14 protein-coding genes and 1 pseudogene are annotated in these 16,606 nt (G+C 46.8%); 8 read left to right on the top strand and 7 right to left on the bottom strand.

Annotated features, from left to right (window positions below; all coding sequences use genetic code 11):
* Positions 1-386 precede the first annotated feature (386 nt).
* The 7 genes and pseudogenes from GUA98_RS30175 to GUA98_RS17560 all read left to right on the top strand — a co-directional run bounded on the left by GUA98_RS30175 (position 387) and on the right by GUA98_RS17560 (position 8,638).
* On the top strand, positions 387-1,346 hold the full coding sequence (locus tag GUA98_RS30175) for a protease inhibitor I9 family protein (protein ID WP_321573890.1): 960 nt from the start codon (positions 387-389) through the stop codon (positions 1,344-1,346).
* Positions 1,298-2,647, top strand: a pseudogene (locus GUA98_RS30310) (S8 family serine peptidase); the annotation flags it as partial. The gene GUA98_RS30175 and the pseudogene GUA98_RS30310, both read left to right, overlap by 49 nt.
* A gap of 2,634 nt (positions 2,648-5,281) precedes the next feature.
* Positions 5,282-6,085 (top strand): S-layer homology domain-containing protein, encoded by an 804-nt coding sequence (locus tag GUA98_RS17580; protein ID WP_193723926.1) that lies wholly within the window; start codon positions 5,282-5,284, stop codon positions 6,083-6,085.
* A 172-nt stretch (positions 6,086-6,257) separates the two neighbouring features.
* On the top strand, positions 6,258-6,998 hold the full coding sequence (locus GUA98_RS17575; protein ID WP_193723925.1) for a helix-turn-helix domain-containing protein: 741 nt from the start codon (positions 6,258-6,260) through the stop codon (positions 6,996-6,998).
* Between the two features lie 200 nt (positions 6,999-7,198).
* Positions 7,199-7,504 (top strand): hypothetical protein, encoded by a 306-nt coding sequence (locus GUA98_RS17570; protein ID WP_193723924.1) that lies wholly within the window; start codon positions 7,199-7,201, stop codon positions 7,502-7,504.
* A gap of 124 nt (positions 7,505-7,628) precedes the next feature.
* Entirely contained in the window at positions 7,629-8,069 is a 441-nt protein-coding gene (imm48, locus tag GUA98_RS17565; protein WP_110821958.1) for an Imm48 family immunity protein, read from the top strand.
* Between the two features lie 32 nt (positions 8,070-8,101).
* On the top strand, positions 8,102-8,638 hold the full coding sequence (locus GUA98_RS17560) for an RNA 2'-phosphotransferase (protein ID WP_193723923.1): 537 nt from the start codon (positions 8,102-8,104) through the stop codon (positions 8,636-8,638).
* 163 nt (positions 8,639-8,801) lie between these two features.
* Here GUA98_RS17560 and GUA98_RS17555 read toward each other — a convergent pair whose 3' ends face one another.
* The 6 genes from GUA98_RS17555 to nirB form a co-directional block, all read right to left on the bottom strand.
* Positions 8,802-9,659 carry an SDR family oxidoreductase gene (locus tag GUA98_RS17555; protein WP_193723922.1) on the bottom strand — a complete coding sequence of 286 codons (858 nt, stop codon included), beginning with the start codon at positions 9,657-9,659 and terminating at the stop codon, positions 8,802-8,804.
* A 101-nt stretch (positions 9,660-9,760) separates the two neighbouring features.
* The gene (locus GUA98_RS17550; protein WP_193723921.1) at positions 9,761-10,198 is read right to left on the bottom strand and encodes an Rrf2 family transcriptional regulator; all 438 of its coding nucleotides are present in this window, start codon (positions 10,196-10,198) and stop codon (positions 9,761-9,763) included.
* Positions 10,199-10,329: 131 nt separating this feature from the next.
* A complete protein-coding gene (locus GUA98_RS17545; RefSeq protein WP_110821976.1) occupies positions 10,330-10,959 on the bottom strand; it encodes a YfbR-like 5'-deoxynucleotidase in 630 nt (209 codons plus the stop codon).
* Positions 10,960-11,217: 258 nt separating this feature from the next.
* The gene (locus GUA98_RS17540) at positions 11,218-12,000 is read right to left on the bottom strand and encodes a formate/nitrite transporter family protein (protein ID WP_193723920.1); all 783 of its coding nucleotides are present in this window, start codon (positions 11,998-12,000) and stop codon (positions 11,218-11,220) included.
* Positions 12,001-12,052: 52 nt separating this feature from the next.
* The gene (gene nirD, locus GUA98_RS17535; RefSeq protein ID WP_153979497.1) at positions 12,053-12,379 is read right to left on the bottom strand and encodes a nitrite reductase small subunit NirD; all 327 of its coding nucleotides are present in this window, start codon (positions 12,377-12,379) and stop codon (positions 12,053-12,055) included.
* 107 nt (positions 12,380-12,486) lie between these two features.
* Positions 12,487-14,916 (bottom strand): nitrite reductase large subunit NirB, encoded by a 2,430-nt coding sequence (nirB, locus tag GUA98_RS17530; protein WP_193723919.1) that lies wholly within the window; start codon positions 14,914-14,916, stop codon positions 12,487-12,489.
* 309 nt (positions 14,917-15,225) lie between these two features.
* Here nirB and GUA98_RS17525 point away from each other — a divergent pair, with 309 nt between their 5' ends.
* Positions 15,226-15,933: a metal-dependent hydrolase gene (locus GUA98_RS17525; protein ID WP_095359546.1), complete on the top strand. Its 708-nt coding sequence runs from the start codon at positions 15,226-15,228 to the stop codon at positions 15,931-15,933.
* Positions 15,934-16,263: 330 nt separating this feature from the next.
* Here GUA98_RS17525 and GUA98_RS17520 read toward each other — a convergent pair whose 3' ends face one another.
* The gene (locus GUA98_RS17520) at positions 16,264-16,581 is read right to left on the bottom strand and encodes a hypothetical protein (RefSeq protein ID WP_153979495.1); all 318 of its coding nucleotides are present in this window, start codon (positions 16,579-16,581) and stop codon (positions 16,264-16,266) included.
* Positions 16,582-16,606: the final 25 nt, after the last annotated feature.

Here is a 16,606-nt window from a genome sequence, read left to right as displayed (position 1 = left end):
GAATATATTAAGTCAAGGAAGCTCACATGTACCGTTCTATTTAGAACAATGATGTGAGCTTTTTTACATTTCTTTTTGTGTATTTTGATATTGAATCCAATGAAAAATAGCATAAAAAGTAAATTGTTATTAAAAATACGCTTCATTTTCGAAAGTGTTTTTAGGTCTAGAGATACTTGATTGTTTAATCCCGTAGTAAATAAAAGGTGAAGTCCTGGTTTTGTAAATTAAAACTGGCTAAATTAGATAATTCGGTCTATTTATATGTAAATATTTTAGAAGAATATCACAAGCATTCAGTCTATTAACATACTCAATTACCCCAATTTACATTCCATACACTGCGGAATACGATAATCCTAATCTATTACCGCAGGAGGTATGAAATGAAACGAAAATCAACCCGATGGTTATCCGGTCTTATAGCGGCAGGAGTCATGTTGTCCTCCATGTTCTCTATGCCTGCTTACGCAGCACCCTCTTATGGTCCTCTAGAGCAGAGTGCAAGCGCTAAATCTATTCTGCAATCTCTGACACCGGAAGAGAGACAAGCTTTAATTCAGCTTCAAATCATGGATGGGGAAGTCATTGACTCCAGGGTGAATACGAAGAGTGAAGAGTCGGTTAACGTGATTGTTCAATTTAAAAGCGAACCCGCTGTAGTGGCTTTGAAACGGGCTGCTCTGAACAATGAGAAATTATCAGAGCTTACAGCTGCAAGCAGAGTAAAACAAAACCATCAGCAATTCAAACAGCATATTAAATCTCTTCAGCAGAAGAGAAGCCTGTCTTATGATGCTTCCGCAATTCAGATTACTCAGGAGTATGATACTGCGCTAAATGGTGTAGCTCTAACGATTCCTGGTGTTGCAATAGAAGATCTAATGGAATCCGGTGTAGTGAAAAAAGTATGGGCTGATCAGGAAGTGACTCTTGATCTGCCGGAGGCAGACACGCAGAGTGAATTTGCATCCGAAGCCGGAATGCAGCCCCGGATGGCTGATAGTGTGCCGTACCTGGGGATCGACACACTTCACGAAGAGGGCATTACAGGCAAGGGAGTTAAGGTCGGCGTACTGGATACGGGAATTGATTATCATCATCCGGATTTAACGGGGCATATAAGGGGTATCGAGCCCATGACGGAGAAGATCCCAAACAAGTGGATCCGGCTACGGTCAAAGGTTGGGATTTCGTCGATAACGATGCTGACCCGATGGAGACAACTTACGCCGATTGGGAAAATTCAGGTTATAAGGAGCTGGGAGTACCCGCAGAAGACTACTATACCTCTCACGGAACCCACGTATCGGGAACTATCGCAGGACAGGCGAAAAATAATGTAGGGTATGCCGTAAAAGGGGTAGCGCCAGACGTGGATTTGTATGTATACCGTGTACTCGGTCCTGGCGGAAGTGGTGAGATGAGCGGCATTATTGCCGGGATTGACAAGGCTATTCAAGATGATATTGATGTGATCAATCTATCTCTGGGTGCTGCAACGAATGATCCGTTGGACCCTTCGTCCATTGCACTGAATAATGCGATGCTGCAGGGCGTCGTGAGTTTGGTTGCAGCAGGTAACGATGGGCCAAGCGAGGGTACACTAGGCACACCGGGAGCCAGTGCGCTGGCTATTACGGTGGGGGCTTCCGATGTCCCTTTGACCATTCCAACCGTTACCGTGACCATGGATGTATACAATAATTCAAATGAGGAAGAGGCAGCAGAAGAAACTGCACCTGAAGCCGATCCGGAGGTGCCAGCAGCCGCAGAAGAAGCTGCACCTGAGGCAGATCCGGAGGTGCCGGCAGCCGCAGAAGAAGCTGCACCTGATGCAGATGCAGAGGTGCCGGCAGCCGCAGAAGAAGCTGCACCTGAAGCAGATGCAGAGGTGCCAGCAGCTGCAGAAGAAGCTGCACCTGAGGCAGATGCAGAGGTGCCAGCAGCCGCAGAAGAAGCTGCACCTGAAGCCGATGCAGAGGTACCAACAGCCGCGGAAGAAACACCTGCTCCAACGTATACCAAGGAGCTGCCTTTGTTTGGGAAGGATTTTGCGGACGATCTGAACACCCTTGAGGGTAAAACCTATGAACTCGTGTATGCAGGTCTTGGGAACGTTTCTGACTTTGAAGGTATTGATGTTCAAGGCAAAGTGGCCCTGATCGCTCGAGGCGAGATTGCGCTGGACGCCAAGATTGTCAATGCAAGAAAAGCGGGAGCGGCAGCTGCGTTAATTTACAATAACGTGGAAGGAACCATCCCCAACTATTTGGGTGAAATGAACGGATATATTCCGACATTCCAAATGGAAAAAGAGCTTGGAGAAAAGCTAAAGGATGCAAACGGCGTGACGGTTACCTTTGGCGCAGCAGGCCAAACCGTTACAGAGGGGAACAAACTGGCTGATTTCAGTTCCCGTGGTCCAGCTGCAGTCAACAATGATATCAAACCGGATATCGTAGCTCCTGGTGTAGCTATATTTTCGACATACCCCGTATTTGTGAATGATCATGCCGGAGAGAATTATGATATTGCGTATGCACGAATTTCGGGTACTTCCATGGCAACGCCGCATATGGCAGGAATTGCTGCGCTTATGCTGCAGGAACACGTGGATTATACGCCTTTTGATGTGAAGACAGCGCTAATGAATACGGCGGTAGATCTGAACGGCAATTATTCCGTATACGAAGTGGGTGCAGGCCGTGTAGATCCTTACCGTGCAGTCCACACATCCGTATTTGCCAAAGTTCAGGACAAAACCATTCATATTTCGAATGAGGAATCCATCCTGATCGACGAGATTACAGGTTCAATCGTATTTGACAGTGCATACCTGGAAGATGAAGGCGGGGAAATCCTGTCGGACAGTCGGATTGTTAAGATCGAGAATAAAGGGGACAGTGCGAAGACCTATCGGACTTCCAGCAAGCTGTTGAACGATATGAATTTAGATGTTCGGCTTCCGGAATCCATTACAGTAAATGGGGGAAGTACGGAAGAGGTGACTGTCTCTGTTGATGTACCACAGGGCACGCCAAGCGGTCGTTACGAAGGATATGTATATCTGGATACGGAAAATATCGCGGATCATATTCAGATCCCTTTCGCCATCCGCATTAGTGAGAAGGGTATTACTTCGGTCGAGTTGATTCCGCCATCCGTTACCAACGATACCCCATTCCATCAGTTCCTGAACCGGATAACCATGAGTACCATTCTTTTGGGTAGTCCCCTTGATTCTGTGGATGTGTTACTGAAGGATCGTGAGACCGGCAAGGAAATCGGGTTTGTCGGTACAATGAATTCGCAGTCCATGCTTCCGGGGATAGAATATACGATCCTGAATTTGTTTAAAGGTTACGCATTTCCGATTGAAAACGGGGAGATCTCCGACGTTGCACGATTTGTCCCTGAGGGCAGCTACACCCTTGAAATCATTGGGACGGATTCTGAATCCAGGCAGTATTCTTACGAAACATTGGTCGTTGTGGACAACACAGCCCCTGAGATTGACCTGGGTATAGAGCCTGGTGTATACGAGCTCAATGATAGTATGTTGACGGAAAGAGAAGCTGGACTTGGCGTCTGGTATGATGGCACAGCTATCGATTCAACAGTGCAAACCTTTGTTGATAATGGAATTACGGCGTATGATCAATCTTCCAATCGTATCGTTTTCTACGAGAATAGCAGTCCGTTCTATTCGGGTGAGTTACCTGTTTCCAAAGAAGGAAACATCTCTTTTGGGATTACCAAGGAAGAATATGATAATGGTTATGAACTTCGCCTCTTTGGAATGGATGTGAGTACAGCGGCCAATCCCGCCAAGGACCACCGCTATGGCTTTATTTCCGAAGGCAAACCTTATGTGACCAGTAAATATGACAAAGAACAAGTCCGTAAAGGAGATACGATTACCCAGACTATTCAATTGAACAATGTGGAGAAGTTAAACGGTATTTCGTTTATCCTGGAATCCATGTATGACTATAAACAATTTAGCCGGATTGAGCCAACACCTGAGCTGCAGGCATTACTGGATGCCACAGGTGCAGAAGTGAAGTTCAGTGATCCTGTCGTGAGCGCAAGAGAAATCAGCTTTGAGGCATCCATCTCAGGTGGGTCTTTTGAAGGAATCACAGGTGATCTTGATTTGTTCCAGGTTATCTTTGATGTACCGAAGGAAAAATTTTATTTAAAGAAAAACGACATTCCATTGCTTGAAGTGAAATACACTACGGTTGGCATGAATGAGAACGAAGAGAAGTTGACATTAACCGCGTTTAACACAGACAGCTACGAAGTGATCTCCAAATCTTCAAGAACATATGGTTATGTACGTCCCGAAGCTTTTATGGTCAATGGAGAGTATCTGGATTTTGCAAATGACTATTCGGCAATGGGCATTGAAATTTATGCGGAGACGGCTTCCGGAGAGAAATATGAGGGGACGCTGCAAAAACACGGTGAGTTCCTCATCGATGGCATTCCTGCAACAGGTGAAATGACGACCATCTACACACGAGTTCCCGGTCATTTACCTTCCAAGCTGTCGGTAGTTCTGAGCAAGAATATTAATGGCGAATATTATGGCATCAATCAACTGAATTCATCTGACTTTACGTATGCAGGTGATATCAATGGAGATGGAGTCATCGATATCTATGATATGGAATTTGTAACGAAACATTATCATATCTCGGATGAAATCGCCGATATTGACCAGGATGGCTATGTAGGAGACGCCGAAGTAAATTACATTACGAATAACTTTGGAAAAACGGCTAACTATTCCACCCAGAAGCCTGTCATGCAAATTGGTGAAAAAGACTTGGGATACTTCCTGAACAAGATTCAGGAAATGAACAATGGTGGTTCCGGAAATAACGGTGGCGGTTCCGGTAATAATGGTGGTGGCGAAGGATCCGGGACAGCGCCTGCACCGGCCCCTACACCTGCACCGACGCCAGAGTCAGAACTGAGCCAAAATCAGGTCATCACGGAAAAGGATCTGAAAGCTGTGACAAACGGTACAGCGACTGTGGCGATGACGGTTGGTCAAAAGATTGAGCTGCCTGTCAATGCTGGAGACTTGTTAGGTTCTAATACACTTACACTATCTCAGCAAGGTTTACTATCACTCGCAATTCCTTCAGGCGTATTCAAAGAACTGCAAACCAAAGGAGGCCCTGGTGCTGCTGGTGGCAAGATTATGCTGGAAATAAAAGAAAAAGACGTGAACGTGCCAGCCGCGAAACAAGGTCTGACATAGACAATGGCAGGTGCTGCTTACGAATTCGAACTTTACCTGGAGGCTTCCGGTGAAAAGTTATCCTTGTCCGCGCTTCCGGAAGATATTTCGTTGACACTTCATTACGACAAGGATCTGAATAGCAACCTGATCGGAATGTACAATGAATCTTCATCGAAGGACAACTGGACCTATGTTGGCGGGGAGGTAGATAGACAAAATGGTACTGTGACCTCCCAACTGTCGCATTTGGGGACGTTTGGAACGTTTGCTTACGACAAAGCGTTTGAAGACGTGACTCCGACGCATTGGGCAAGTGAAGCCATCAAATCTCTTGCAGCCAAGCATGTGCTGACAGGCAAGACAGAGACAGCATTTGATCCTCAGGGTCAGACAACTCGTGCTGAATTTGCCGCTTTGATTGTAAGAACCCTTGGTTTACAGGCCGAAGGAAACGAATTACCATTCGGCGATGTGAGTGAGAATGCCTGGTATGTAGAGAGCATTGCTGCAGCATATCAAGCAGGCTTGATTCAAGGAATAGCCAAAGATAAGTTCGCTCCGACCGAAACCATCTCGAGACAAGAAATGGCAGTGCTCATGATGAGAGCATATGAATATCAAACCCAATCATTGGAGACCAAGCAGACATCTGCAGGCTATTCAGATGCAGCAGACATTGCACCTTGGGCAGAGGAAGCTGTGGCCAGCGCTTCCGAACTGGGTGTAATGAAGGGTTCTGCAAAAGGAGAATTTAACCCGAAAGCTCGTGCAACACGTGCTGAAACGGCCCAAACGATTTACAATTTACTTTCGCTAATCCAATAAGAAATATTAGAAAAAGAGGTCCCTTTAGCGGGCCTCTTTTTCTGTATGATGATACCTTACATGATCCTCGGAAACTCTATCGCAATGACCTTGGCGTATAATATATGCTGGTAGAGTCCTCATTCGATCCCTATAATTAGGGATACAACGAAGGACAAAAAGAGGTGTAGTGATGATTGAAGGGAAGATTATTAAATTTTACCGGGAGAAAAAAAGACGAACTCAAGGAGAACTGGTGAAAGGGATCTGTTCAGTCACACATCTGAGCAAAATTGAGCGGGGCATGACAGAGTATTCACAGGAAATTATGGATATGCTCTGTGAGCGACTGCACATTGATATGGTAAGGGAAGTAACAAGATACCATCAAATGAAAGAGCTGCTGGATACATGGCAAGAGGCCATTATTATGCAGAGAACGGCGGAGGCTATTCGCCTCAAAGACAAGCTCGAAGAAGAACCATTGACAGGTATACCTGATCTGCGATTATCTTGTGACTTGCTGCGGATTCGATTTTACTTGTTTATGAATAATATAGATGAAGCCGAAAGGCATATAGACAAAGTCGAGATTCCGGATGAATTGGAGCATTCGTATGAGTATTATTTTTACCATCATTTGATGGGGATTTATTATTTCCTCACAGGACACTATGCGAAATCCATCCAGACACTAACTTCGATAGACCAATCCAAGTATACGAACCATGAATACTTTTATCATTTGTCTCTGGCATATCACTCAATATACTCGAATATCACGTCTTACTATTATGCGGAGAAGGCCATTCAGCATTTTCGCAAAACGCTCAATATGGTACGAATCATTGATACCGAAACGATCATGCTCGTTCAGCTCAACTCTCGCGAATATCATGATTTTCCGGAAACCAAACGCAGATATAGAATCTGATTCGCATCTGTGATGATTGCGGTCTTCCTGACCGGAAAGCCAAGCTGCTGAACAATCTTGGTTATGAATATAACCGGAGAAACCAATATGAAGATGCAGCCTACTGGTACAGGGAAGCGCTTGATATCATTCCGGAAGAGCAGCCGTTATACCTGATGGTACTCAATAATTACATAGAAACGAGTAGACTGGGAAGTCTCATGCCTGCAAATAAACTGCTGGATCTATCTCTGGAAGCGCTGCGTAGATCTGATCTTGTGGAAGATGCGAGCTATATGGAACTGGAACTCCAATGTGTTATTTTACAAGGCCAGGAGAAGGCATATTATCAAATGATAGAAGAGAGAGTACTCCCTTATTATCGTGAACTGGGTTCCAAGTATCTCGCTGAGCGTTATGAAGAAATATTGTTTCAGTATTATATGGATCATGGCGAGAAGGATAAGGCTCTTCATCTTGCAAAAAATCGTTTTGAAACGCAGACGACAACGCTTATATCAGGGTAATATATAAAATACGAGAAGTATCGCTGGATAGGGCATTTGAAACGAGGGCTATACCTCCGATACAATTTGGTCAGAGAGTCTGAGAGCATGGCTCAAATATGGCTGAGAAATGGAGAACTACAATATGACTGATTTTATTAACGCAGAAGATATTAACGACGTCATTCTGGCAGCGGCTGCCTCCGAGCTGGAGCAGATGGTGGACCGGATATGCGAGTTGATTGGCACGCCATTGGGGCAGACAACAGAGCTGGAGCGGCAGGTTATCGCTGCTTTCGGTTTTGGGGCTGTATACGGCATTACTCATCGGGATCAACTAGGAGAGCCCCAGGCTCATGCACTGAGTATTCGTATGTTGATCAAGCCATTTAACTACAGTGAGCAGCAAGCAGTGGACTTTGCCGACGATCTGATTCGGGTGGCCTCGGACCGGGAAGCGCATCCCGTTATGAACACGATTATTCATCGTGGGATTGACGGCCACCGTCAATTTAACCAGGAAGACGATGAAGGACTCGCTCGCAATATTCAGGAGATTTTGGCAGCGGTACAACCGGAGAGATAGAAGAGAGTTACTAGATTCGGGAGATGATCGTAATGGATTTGATGAAACTAAGCAAAGAGCTCTCTTATGCTCTGCGGCATGCCCCCTGGGAATATGAGCTGGAGCTGGATGAAGAGGGCTGGGTGGAGATCTCGCAATTACTTGTGGCACTGCATGAAAGTCCGCAGTGGAAAGAAGTAACGGAAGCGGATCTGGAGCAGATGATCGAGGCGTCGGAGAAAAAGCGACATGAAATCCGTTCCGGCCGCATCCGGGCATTATATGGTCATTCCACTCCGCAGAAAATATCGAAAACCCCTGCGGACCCGCCGGCAATGCTGTATCATGGTACACCGGCTCGCGCGGTGGCTTCGATTATGGAGCAGGGATTGCAGCCGCGGCAGCGGCAGTATGTGCATCTGTCCGCAGATATGAATACGGCCGAACAGGTAGGACGCAGACGTGATGATCAACCTGTGATCCTGAGAATTAATGCCGCGCAGGCAGCCAAAGAGGGTATCCTCTTTTACCATGGAAACGAAAATATCTGGCTCGCTGATCACATACCTGCACGCTATATCGACCGCTGACAAGAATATTGCCCGCGAGTCCAATAGAGTATCATTTTGTTATATAAGCACATGATACAGAAAAAGGGACACATCAACATTTGTTGGTGTGTCCCTATTTGGATATCCCGATATCCAGCTAATCGAATTACGTTCTAATAGCGGTTATGGATTAAAAGACGTTTTATTTGCCCAAAATTGCTTTAATACCTTCGCTCAGTGGTTGAGCAGGTCGGCCAAGCAGTTTCTCCAATGTGTCGCTCTCTACAGCCAGTGCGCCTTCACGGATGGCACTCTGCATATCAACCAGCATGGAGACCACAAAGTCAGGCAGACCTGCACCTTTCATGATGTCGGCATAAGCGGCATCGTCCACGTTTTGCACATTGATGTCCTGTCCGAGCACTTCACCAACGATAGCTGCAAGTTCAGCTTGCGTGCGGAGTTTACCAGACAACTCATATACCGAATTCTCATGTCCCTCACCTGTAAGGACTGCTGCAGCGGCATGTGCATAATCGCTGCGCGTAGCCCAGCCTACTTGACTGTCGTTGGTCGCATGAACCCATGGGGCACCTTGGGTTGCAGCTTGTACGCTGCCTGCTTCATTTTCCAGATACCAGTTGTTACGCAGGAAGGAGTAAGGAATGCCGGATTCGCGGATCGCCTGTTCTGTGGCACGGTGCACTTCAGCCAGGGAAAGGGTGTTATTCTCGGCATTTACCACGCTGGTATAAGCGATAAATCCAACACCTGCATTCTTGGCAGCATGAACCGCAGCTTGATGCTGGCGGATACGTGTCTCATTGTCGCCATCTGTGGAGATGAGCAGCAGGCGATCCACACCAGCGAAAGCTTTGGCAAGTGTATCCGGTTGATCGAAATCCCCATGACGAACGTCAACGCCTTGAGCACGCAGTGCTCCCGCTTTCTCCGGGTTTCGTACACTTACAGCCAGATCCCCGGCGGATACCGTTTTTAACAAAGCTTCTACGACCAGTGAACCCAAATGACCTGTTGCGCCAGTAACCAAAATTTTCATGAGATATTCCTCCAATGGTTTAAGTATTTTGAAAAAAGTTTGGATGTAATCAAGTCCGTTATAACAGATGTGATTACAACCGAAGGGTTAAAAAAAGCTCGCTATGAGCTTCTTTTATTCAGACACATGACCTGATCCATCATCTGCTGTATGGTTACGCGGTTCAAGCGCTGTTCCATCGCTGTCTGGGCCTCAATGAGCTCAGCACGCAAAGTACGTTCGATCATGCTGCCCACGGGACAATCCGGATTCGGATGTTTGTGGAAGTTGAATAGCTCCCCTTCCTGGACCACTTCGAGTGCCCGGTATACATCCAGAAGGGTGATGTCTGCCGGGTCCTTTAATAAGGAAGCACCGCCAACACCTGGTCTGACCTCAATCAAACGGGCTTGTTTCAGCTTGGACATGATCCGCCGGATAATCACGGGATTTGTATTTACGCTGGAAGCGATAAAATCCCCAGTGCACTCATGCGGTGCAACAGCGATCAAGGACAGGGTGTGAACCGCAATGGAAAAGCGGCTGCTGATTTGTTTCATGGATGATCACCACCATTGTAACTATAATAGTTACAAATTGTGAGGTTGTCAAATACAAGTTCCAGATCACCATCCATAACGAAAAGAAGCCATGTCCCCCGGATCAGGTGAACCAAGATGGCCAGCGCTGATTATTGGGACAAAGCTTCTTCGGTGATTTGGCGGATATCGAACGGGGAGCGAATGCCTTCTTCAATCATGTCAGGCAGAATGTTGTCTAAGAAGTAACGTACACAGTGAAGGTCGATATTTTTGATTTTGATCAGTGCGTAGCGGTACATGACAATAAATTCTTTCTCCGTATTGCCACGCTGCAGTTCCGCAAAGGCTTCATATACCTGGTCCATTTTATCCGCCACTTCGAGAATCAGACCTTCTACGGAATCGTCTTTGCCTTCGCGCAGCTGCCTGCGGAAAATGTCCTTAAATTCTTCAGGGATATTTTCATTAATAAAATGCTCTACCATCGCTTCTTCCACATGGAGCAGCATGGAACGCAGTTCTAACGAGTAATGTTTGACGGGTGTCTTAATATCACCGATGAAGATTTCCCCATAGTCATGGCTGCTGGTGATTTCGTATAACTTTTTCCAATCGATGCTTACTCCGTGCAGTTCTTCAATATCGGCCAGTGTCTTGGCATACTGTACTACTTTCCAGGAATGGGCAGACACACAGTGTTCTTCGAATTTGAACTTGCCAGGCGTCCGAATGATGCGTTCAAGATCGTTCAGTGACCTAAAGTACGTATGAATTCCCATCTAAGCTATCATCCTTTGTTGGTTGAGTATGATCCGACTATACTTTAATTATGTTAACCACGGATTAACGATGTATGCGAGAAAGGTAAAAATAAACCTCGAAGGGAAAGACATAAGCATAGGGATAGAGAGACATAACGGATATCCACGGAAAAAACCAAAAAACCACCATGTCGACTGAACGATTATTCAGCTATTCATGCTGGCTTTTTTAGATTTTAATGTTCACGATGAATGAAAAAGGTATGCGATGTCCAATCAGGCTTTCTTCCGAACCGGGGAAATAAACCAATACGCCATACCGACAAACAACGCACCGCCAATAATATTGCCCAGCGTGACGGGAATCATATTGTGCAGCCAACCTGCCAGCGTGATCGTATCGGGATGGTTGGGCAGCAGCCAGGACAGGGATAAGAGCGTCATGTTGGCGACACTGTGCTCATATCCGCTGGCGATAAACGCGTACAGACACCACCAGATCAGTACCAGTTTGGCAATATCCTCTTTGGAACGGGCCGCCATCCAGATGGCCAGACAAACGAGCCAGTTACAGAGAATACCGCGGAAGAACAATTCGGTAACGGGTGCAGCCATCTTTTTGGCCGAAACTGCAAACAGTAAGTGCTCGGGTCCAGCTGTTTTAAACAAGCCACTGCCTACAATCAGCAGACTGAGCAGAATGGCCCCGATTAGATTGCCGAGGAAAACAAGTCCCCAGTTTTTCAAGGTTTCCCGAACCGTTGTCCGGCCTGCCAGCGTACTCATGGTAAAGAACATGTTGTTGCCAGTGAACAATTCCGAGCCTGCAAAAATGACGAGCGTGAGGGCGAGCCCGAAGGACATGCCCATCAGCATCATTTGCAAGGGTGACTTGGCTGCAAGCAGCGGTGCACCGATACTAAAGATCAGAATAATTCCAAGCCCTACATATGCGCCTGCCATTAAGGCCGCCACCATGTAACGCGGCAAGCTGGCATTCATCTGATCCCGCTTTTTAACGGCAGCTTCAATAATTCCTTCAACACCTGGTGTATACATCCTGGTCTCCTCCATTATTGTGCATCTATCTCACTCCTGCTTATGGAGCTAACTATACAGCAATCCAGACCTGCCCGTTCTCAAGTTTCACCGGAAACATCTGAACCTGTCCCTGATCTGGTGCTTGTACTTGACCCGTACATAAGTCGATTTTCCAATCGTACAGTGGATCATAGAGATAATGTCCGGATACGATGCCTTCAGCGAGCGGACCACCCTTGGGGTGGGGATTATGGTTATCGGCAGCAAATACGGTACCGTCGGAGGCGCGGAAGACAGCCAGCTGTCGGCCTTCAATTTCTACTACTCTCCCGATCCGGGGGAGAAACTCTTCAATCTCTCCAGCCGGAAAATAAATGCCCGATTGTTGGGTTGTCATATGGACTTCTCCTTTTCTATGGCAGGTTCACCTGCAAATTGAATATCATATTGATCCAGTAGAGAACGTAAACCAGTAAAGAACGTTACTATTTTAAGGATTACAGCTTAAGGGCGAGCGGACACTTCAATTCCCTGGAACAGTTTGGTCTGGCCTTCTTCGTTACGCAGTACTTTTTTCCATGGATCTTCCACATGACTCAGGGCAAATTCAATGCGTTCCATCAGTGCTTTGCGTTCCTCCAGATTATCCACCACAACTGAACGGATCTGCTCCAGTCCCATCCGTTCGACCCATTCCGAGGTACGCTCCAGATAGTTACCTGTTTCCCGGTAGTATTGAATAATTGCACCGCAGAGTTCGATGAGCTCTGCATCTGTTTTCACTTTGCATAAGGAGTCAGCAAGTCTGGCTTTGATACCGCCGTTACCGCCAATAAACAACTCCCAGCCTCCATCGTTACCAACAATCCCGATATCTTTCGTACATGATTCCGCGCAGTTCCGCGGACAGCCATTGACCGCCATTTTGAATTTGGCAGGCAGATCAAGACGCTCGAATTTGCGTTCAAGCAGGGCACCCATCGCCATGGAATCCTGAGTACCGAAGCGGCAGAACTGGGAACCGACGCATGTTTTGACTGTACGCAGTGATTTGGCATAGGCATAACCGGAAGGCATATCCAGCTCAGCCCATACCTGTGGCAGATCCTCTTTTTTGACCCCGATCAGGTCGAGACGCTGTCCGCCGGTAACCTTAACCGCTTTTACATCGTATTTGACCGAAATGTCCGCAATACGTTTCAATTCTTCCGGTGTGGTAACGCCGCCGTACATGCGTGGTACAACCGTATACGTGCCGTCCTTCTGAATATTGGCGTTCATACGTTCATTGACAAATCGGGATTCCTTCTCATCTTCATGCGTATCCGGTGCAATCATACCGAGGTAGTAGTTAATTGCCGGACGGCATTTGGAACAGCCTTCAGGCTGGCTCCAGCCCAGGACATTCATCACTTCTTTGGTCGTCTGCAATCCTTTTTGCTTGATCTCGGCTACAATTTCATCCCGGCTGAGCGAGGTGCATCCACAGATACCCTGTTTGGCACCGCTTGTGAAGCCGTCTCCCAGTACATATTGTAAAATCTGCTCTACGACCGGTTTGCATCCGCCGCATGAACGGGTTGCGCCAGTACAGGCTTTGATCTCATCCACGCTGGTCAGACCCTGATTCGTAATGGCATCGACAATCGTTCCTTTGGTTACACCATTACATCCACATACGATTTCGTCCTCAGCCATCGTTTCAACAGAAGCAGCTTTTTTGTGACCACCACATCCTGTACCCATCAGCGAGGCATACAGCTCATCCGTCATCTCGGTTTTCTGTTTGATTAACTTCTGTAATTCAGCAGAATCCGTCACATCTCCAAAGAGCACAGCACCGACCATGATGTTGTCCCGCAGCAGAATTTTTTTGTAGGTTCGTTTCCAGTCATCCTTATGGCTGATCACCGTATGGTCAGGACTATCGAGAAATTCGCCTGTGGAGAAGACGTCCACACCTGAGATTTTTAATTTGGTAGATACGACAGAGCCTTCATACGGAGCCGTTTCCACGCCGCAGATATGCTTGGCAAGAATCATGCCTTGTTCGAATAATGGGGCAACGAGGCCGTAGCATACTCCCCGGTGTTCGGTACATTCCCCGACGGAATATACACCTTCGAGTGAGGTCTGCATGTAGTCATCCACGATGATCCCGCGGTTAACTTCCATGCCGCTTTCGTGGGCTACAATCGTGTTCGGTTTAATGCCTACAGCCATTACGACAAAGTCTGCAACCAGTACGGTGTCATCGGCAAATCGGAGGCCTTCCACACGTTCCCCGCCGATCAATTCAGCTGTCTGTGCGCCCATCTTGAAACGAATGCCCTGACGCTCCAGTTCAGCTTTTAGCATGGCTGAAGCTTGGGGGTCGAGCTGGCGTTCCATCAGGTCTTGCATGAGATGAACTACAGTGACGTCCATGCCGAGCTGGACCAGACCTTTGGCTGCTTCCAGTCCGAGAAGACCTCCCCCGATAACAGCCGCTTTTTTATATTGCTTTGCTGCTTCCAGCATCATATTGCAATCGGCAATGTCCCGAAATCCAACAACGCCTTCTTTATCATGACCCGGAACGGGCAGGATAAAGGAGCTGGACCCTGTAGCGATAATGACTTTGTCGTAGGGCACTCGTGTGCCTTCGTTTGTAACGACCTCCCGGGTATCTGCATCGATACGGGACACGGTTGTCCCGGTATGAAGCGTAATGCCATTGTCTTCATACCAGTGCAGATCATTGAGCACGATATCATCAATGGTTTTGCTGCCCTCCAGAACATAGGACAACATGATTCGGTTATAGTTGGGATAGGGCTCCGTGCCGAAGACCGTAATATCATAACGTGAAGTTAATTTCAGAATCTGTTCAACTGTACTCATGCCGGCCATACCGTTACCGATCACAACAAGTTTTTCTCTGTTTCCGTTCATGTGTGTAAGCCTCCTTGGTTTAACACTGGACATTATCAACATTTTTAGTGGTTTATATTTGAATCATAGCGTGGATTGCTAACACATAATGTGATTTATTTCACTAAGAAAGAGATAAGCAGCACAAATTAAAAAGTGTGAGCCCGGTCACGGAAACTTTTTTTATTGGAGCTTGAAGAATGGTATGTATTGAGGTCGGGATCTAATGTAAAATAAGAAATACGAACTATTGTTCTCTTTTTGCTTTCGTTGTAACATCGAGAATGGGATATGATGTTCCCTATTTCTTCGAAAGGAAGTTTTCGCATCATGATGGGAAGATCCCACCTGATTATTGGAACAGGCGTTTCACTTTCAGTACTGCAGCTGATGGGTGTGCAAGTCACGGCACCGGCTGTTACGGTTGCGCTCATTGGCTCGCTGCTGCCGGACATTGATGAGCCGAATTCATTGTTGGTATCCAAGGCGCTGCCCAATAGCTTGATCAGGCTGCTGCAAACCATTTTGCTGCCTACAGCCGTATTTGTGTATTTTTACGTGCAGGCGAAGCCTTGGAATCTGCTGCTGGCCATTTTGGTTGGACTTGTATCTTTCCTGCCATCACGTTCGCTCCGTAAAGTATTGATGTTCGCCATCGGACTGGGCCTTGTATTCTACGGTCACGCCCTCGCACCATGGAACCTGATTGCAGGGAGTCTGCTCATGTTATGTACTACGCTTACCCACAGAGGTTTAACCCATACGGTCTATGGAACTGCCGTTTGGGGAGGACTGCTGTACAGCACAACGCATGAGCAGGGACCGGAGATTTGGGTTGCCGGAGGAGTAGCCTATGCCATGCATCTGCTTGCAGACTCGTTGACGAATCGCGGGATTCGTCCGCTTCCGCCACTCAAGTGGAGGATCAGGGCGAATTTGATGAGCACAGGGACCAAACATGGAGCCGTGGTGGAGAATGTATGTATTGTGCTAACGCTTATTTTGGCATGGATCGCATTTTCGCCGTTATTTCTGTAACTCTTGAGCACCTGGCATTGTGGATTGAATCGGATCCTGCAAACGTGCTGAACAGCAACATGAACTTCAAAAACGCCAGTCCGGAATATATGGACTGGCGTTTTTTTATTGGCTCTCCGAATCCTGTATCAAACCTTACTCCTGTGTATAGTTCAAGGGACTAAACCAACGGGGTGCAGGATTCAGGAAGAAGAAGGGGAATCGGTAAGCTCATCAATATCCGAAGAGCCATATACAAATAACACAATAAGAATAACTACAATTATTAGCTCTGCGAATCCAGTTCCGTCAAAGTCAGACATCATTCCAGCCTCATTTCATTCCATTCATTTAGGAATTCATTCTTTTTTGGAAAGCTCGCATCACATCATCCAGAGTCAAGTCGCCCATCTCGTCAAGAAATTGGACCAGTTTATCGGCATTCGAAGGATTAATGTTTGTTAGTGTTTTATACTGTCCAACCAGCTCTACGACCAGAGTGGCCTCACGAAACAAGGTGACAGCATCAACTCTTAATTTACCGCTAACAAGCAAGGCTGCAACAATAAGTTCCAGGTTTCTACCTTTTAGATTGCCATTGAGAAGGGAGTTTGCGGCATTTGTTTTTTTGGTGCCTTTATTCGATTTTCCATTCCTTCCCACTGCCATAACAGGTCCCCCACTGCTTGGTGTT

Source organism: Paenibacillus sp. P13VS, assembly GCF_015143645.1.
GTDB classification, from domain to species: Bacteria; Bacillota; Bacilli; order Paenibacillales; family Paenibacillaceae; genus Paenibacillus; species Paenibacillus xylanilyticus_A.
The sequence above is the reverse complement of the archived record's forward strand: the minus strand, read 5'-3'. Positions and strand labels throughout refer to the sequence as shown.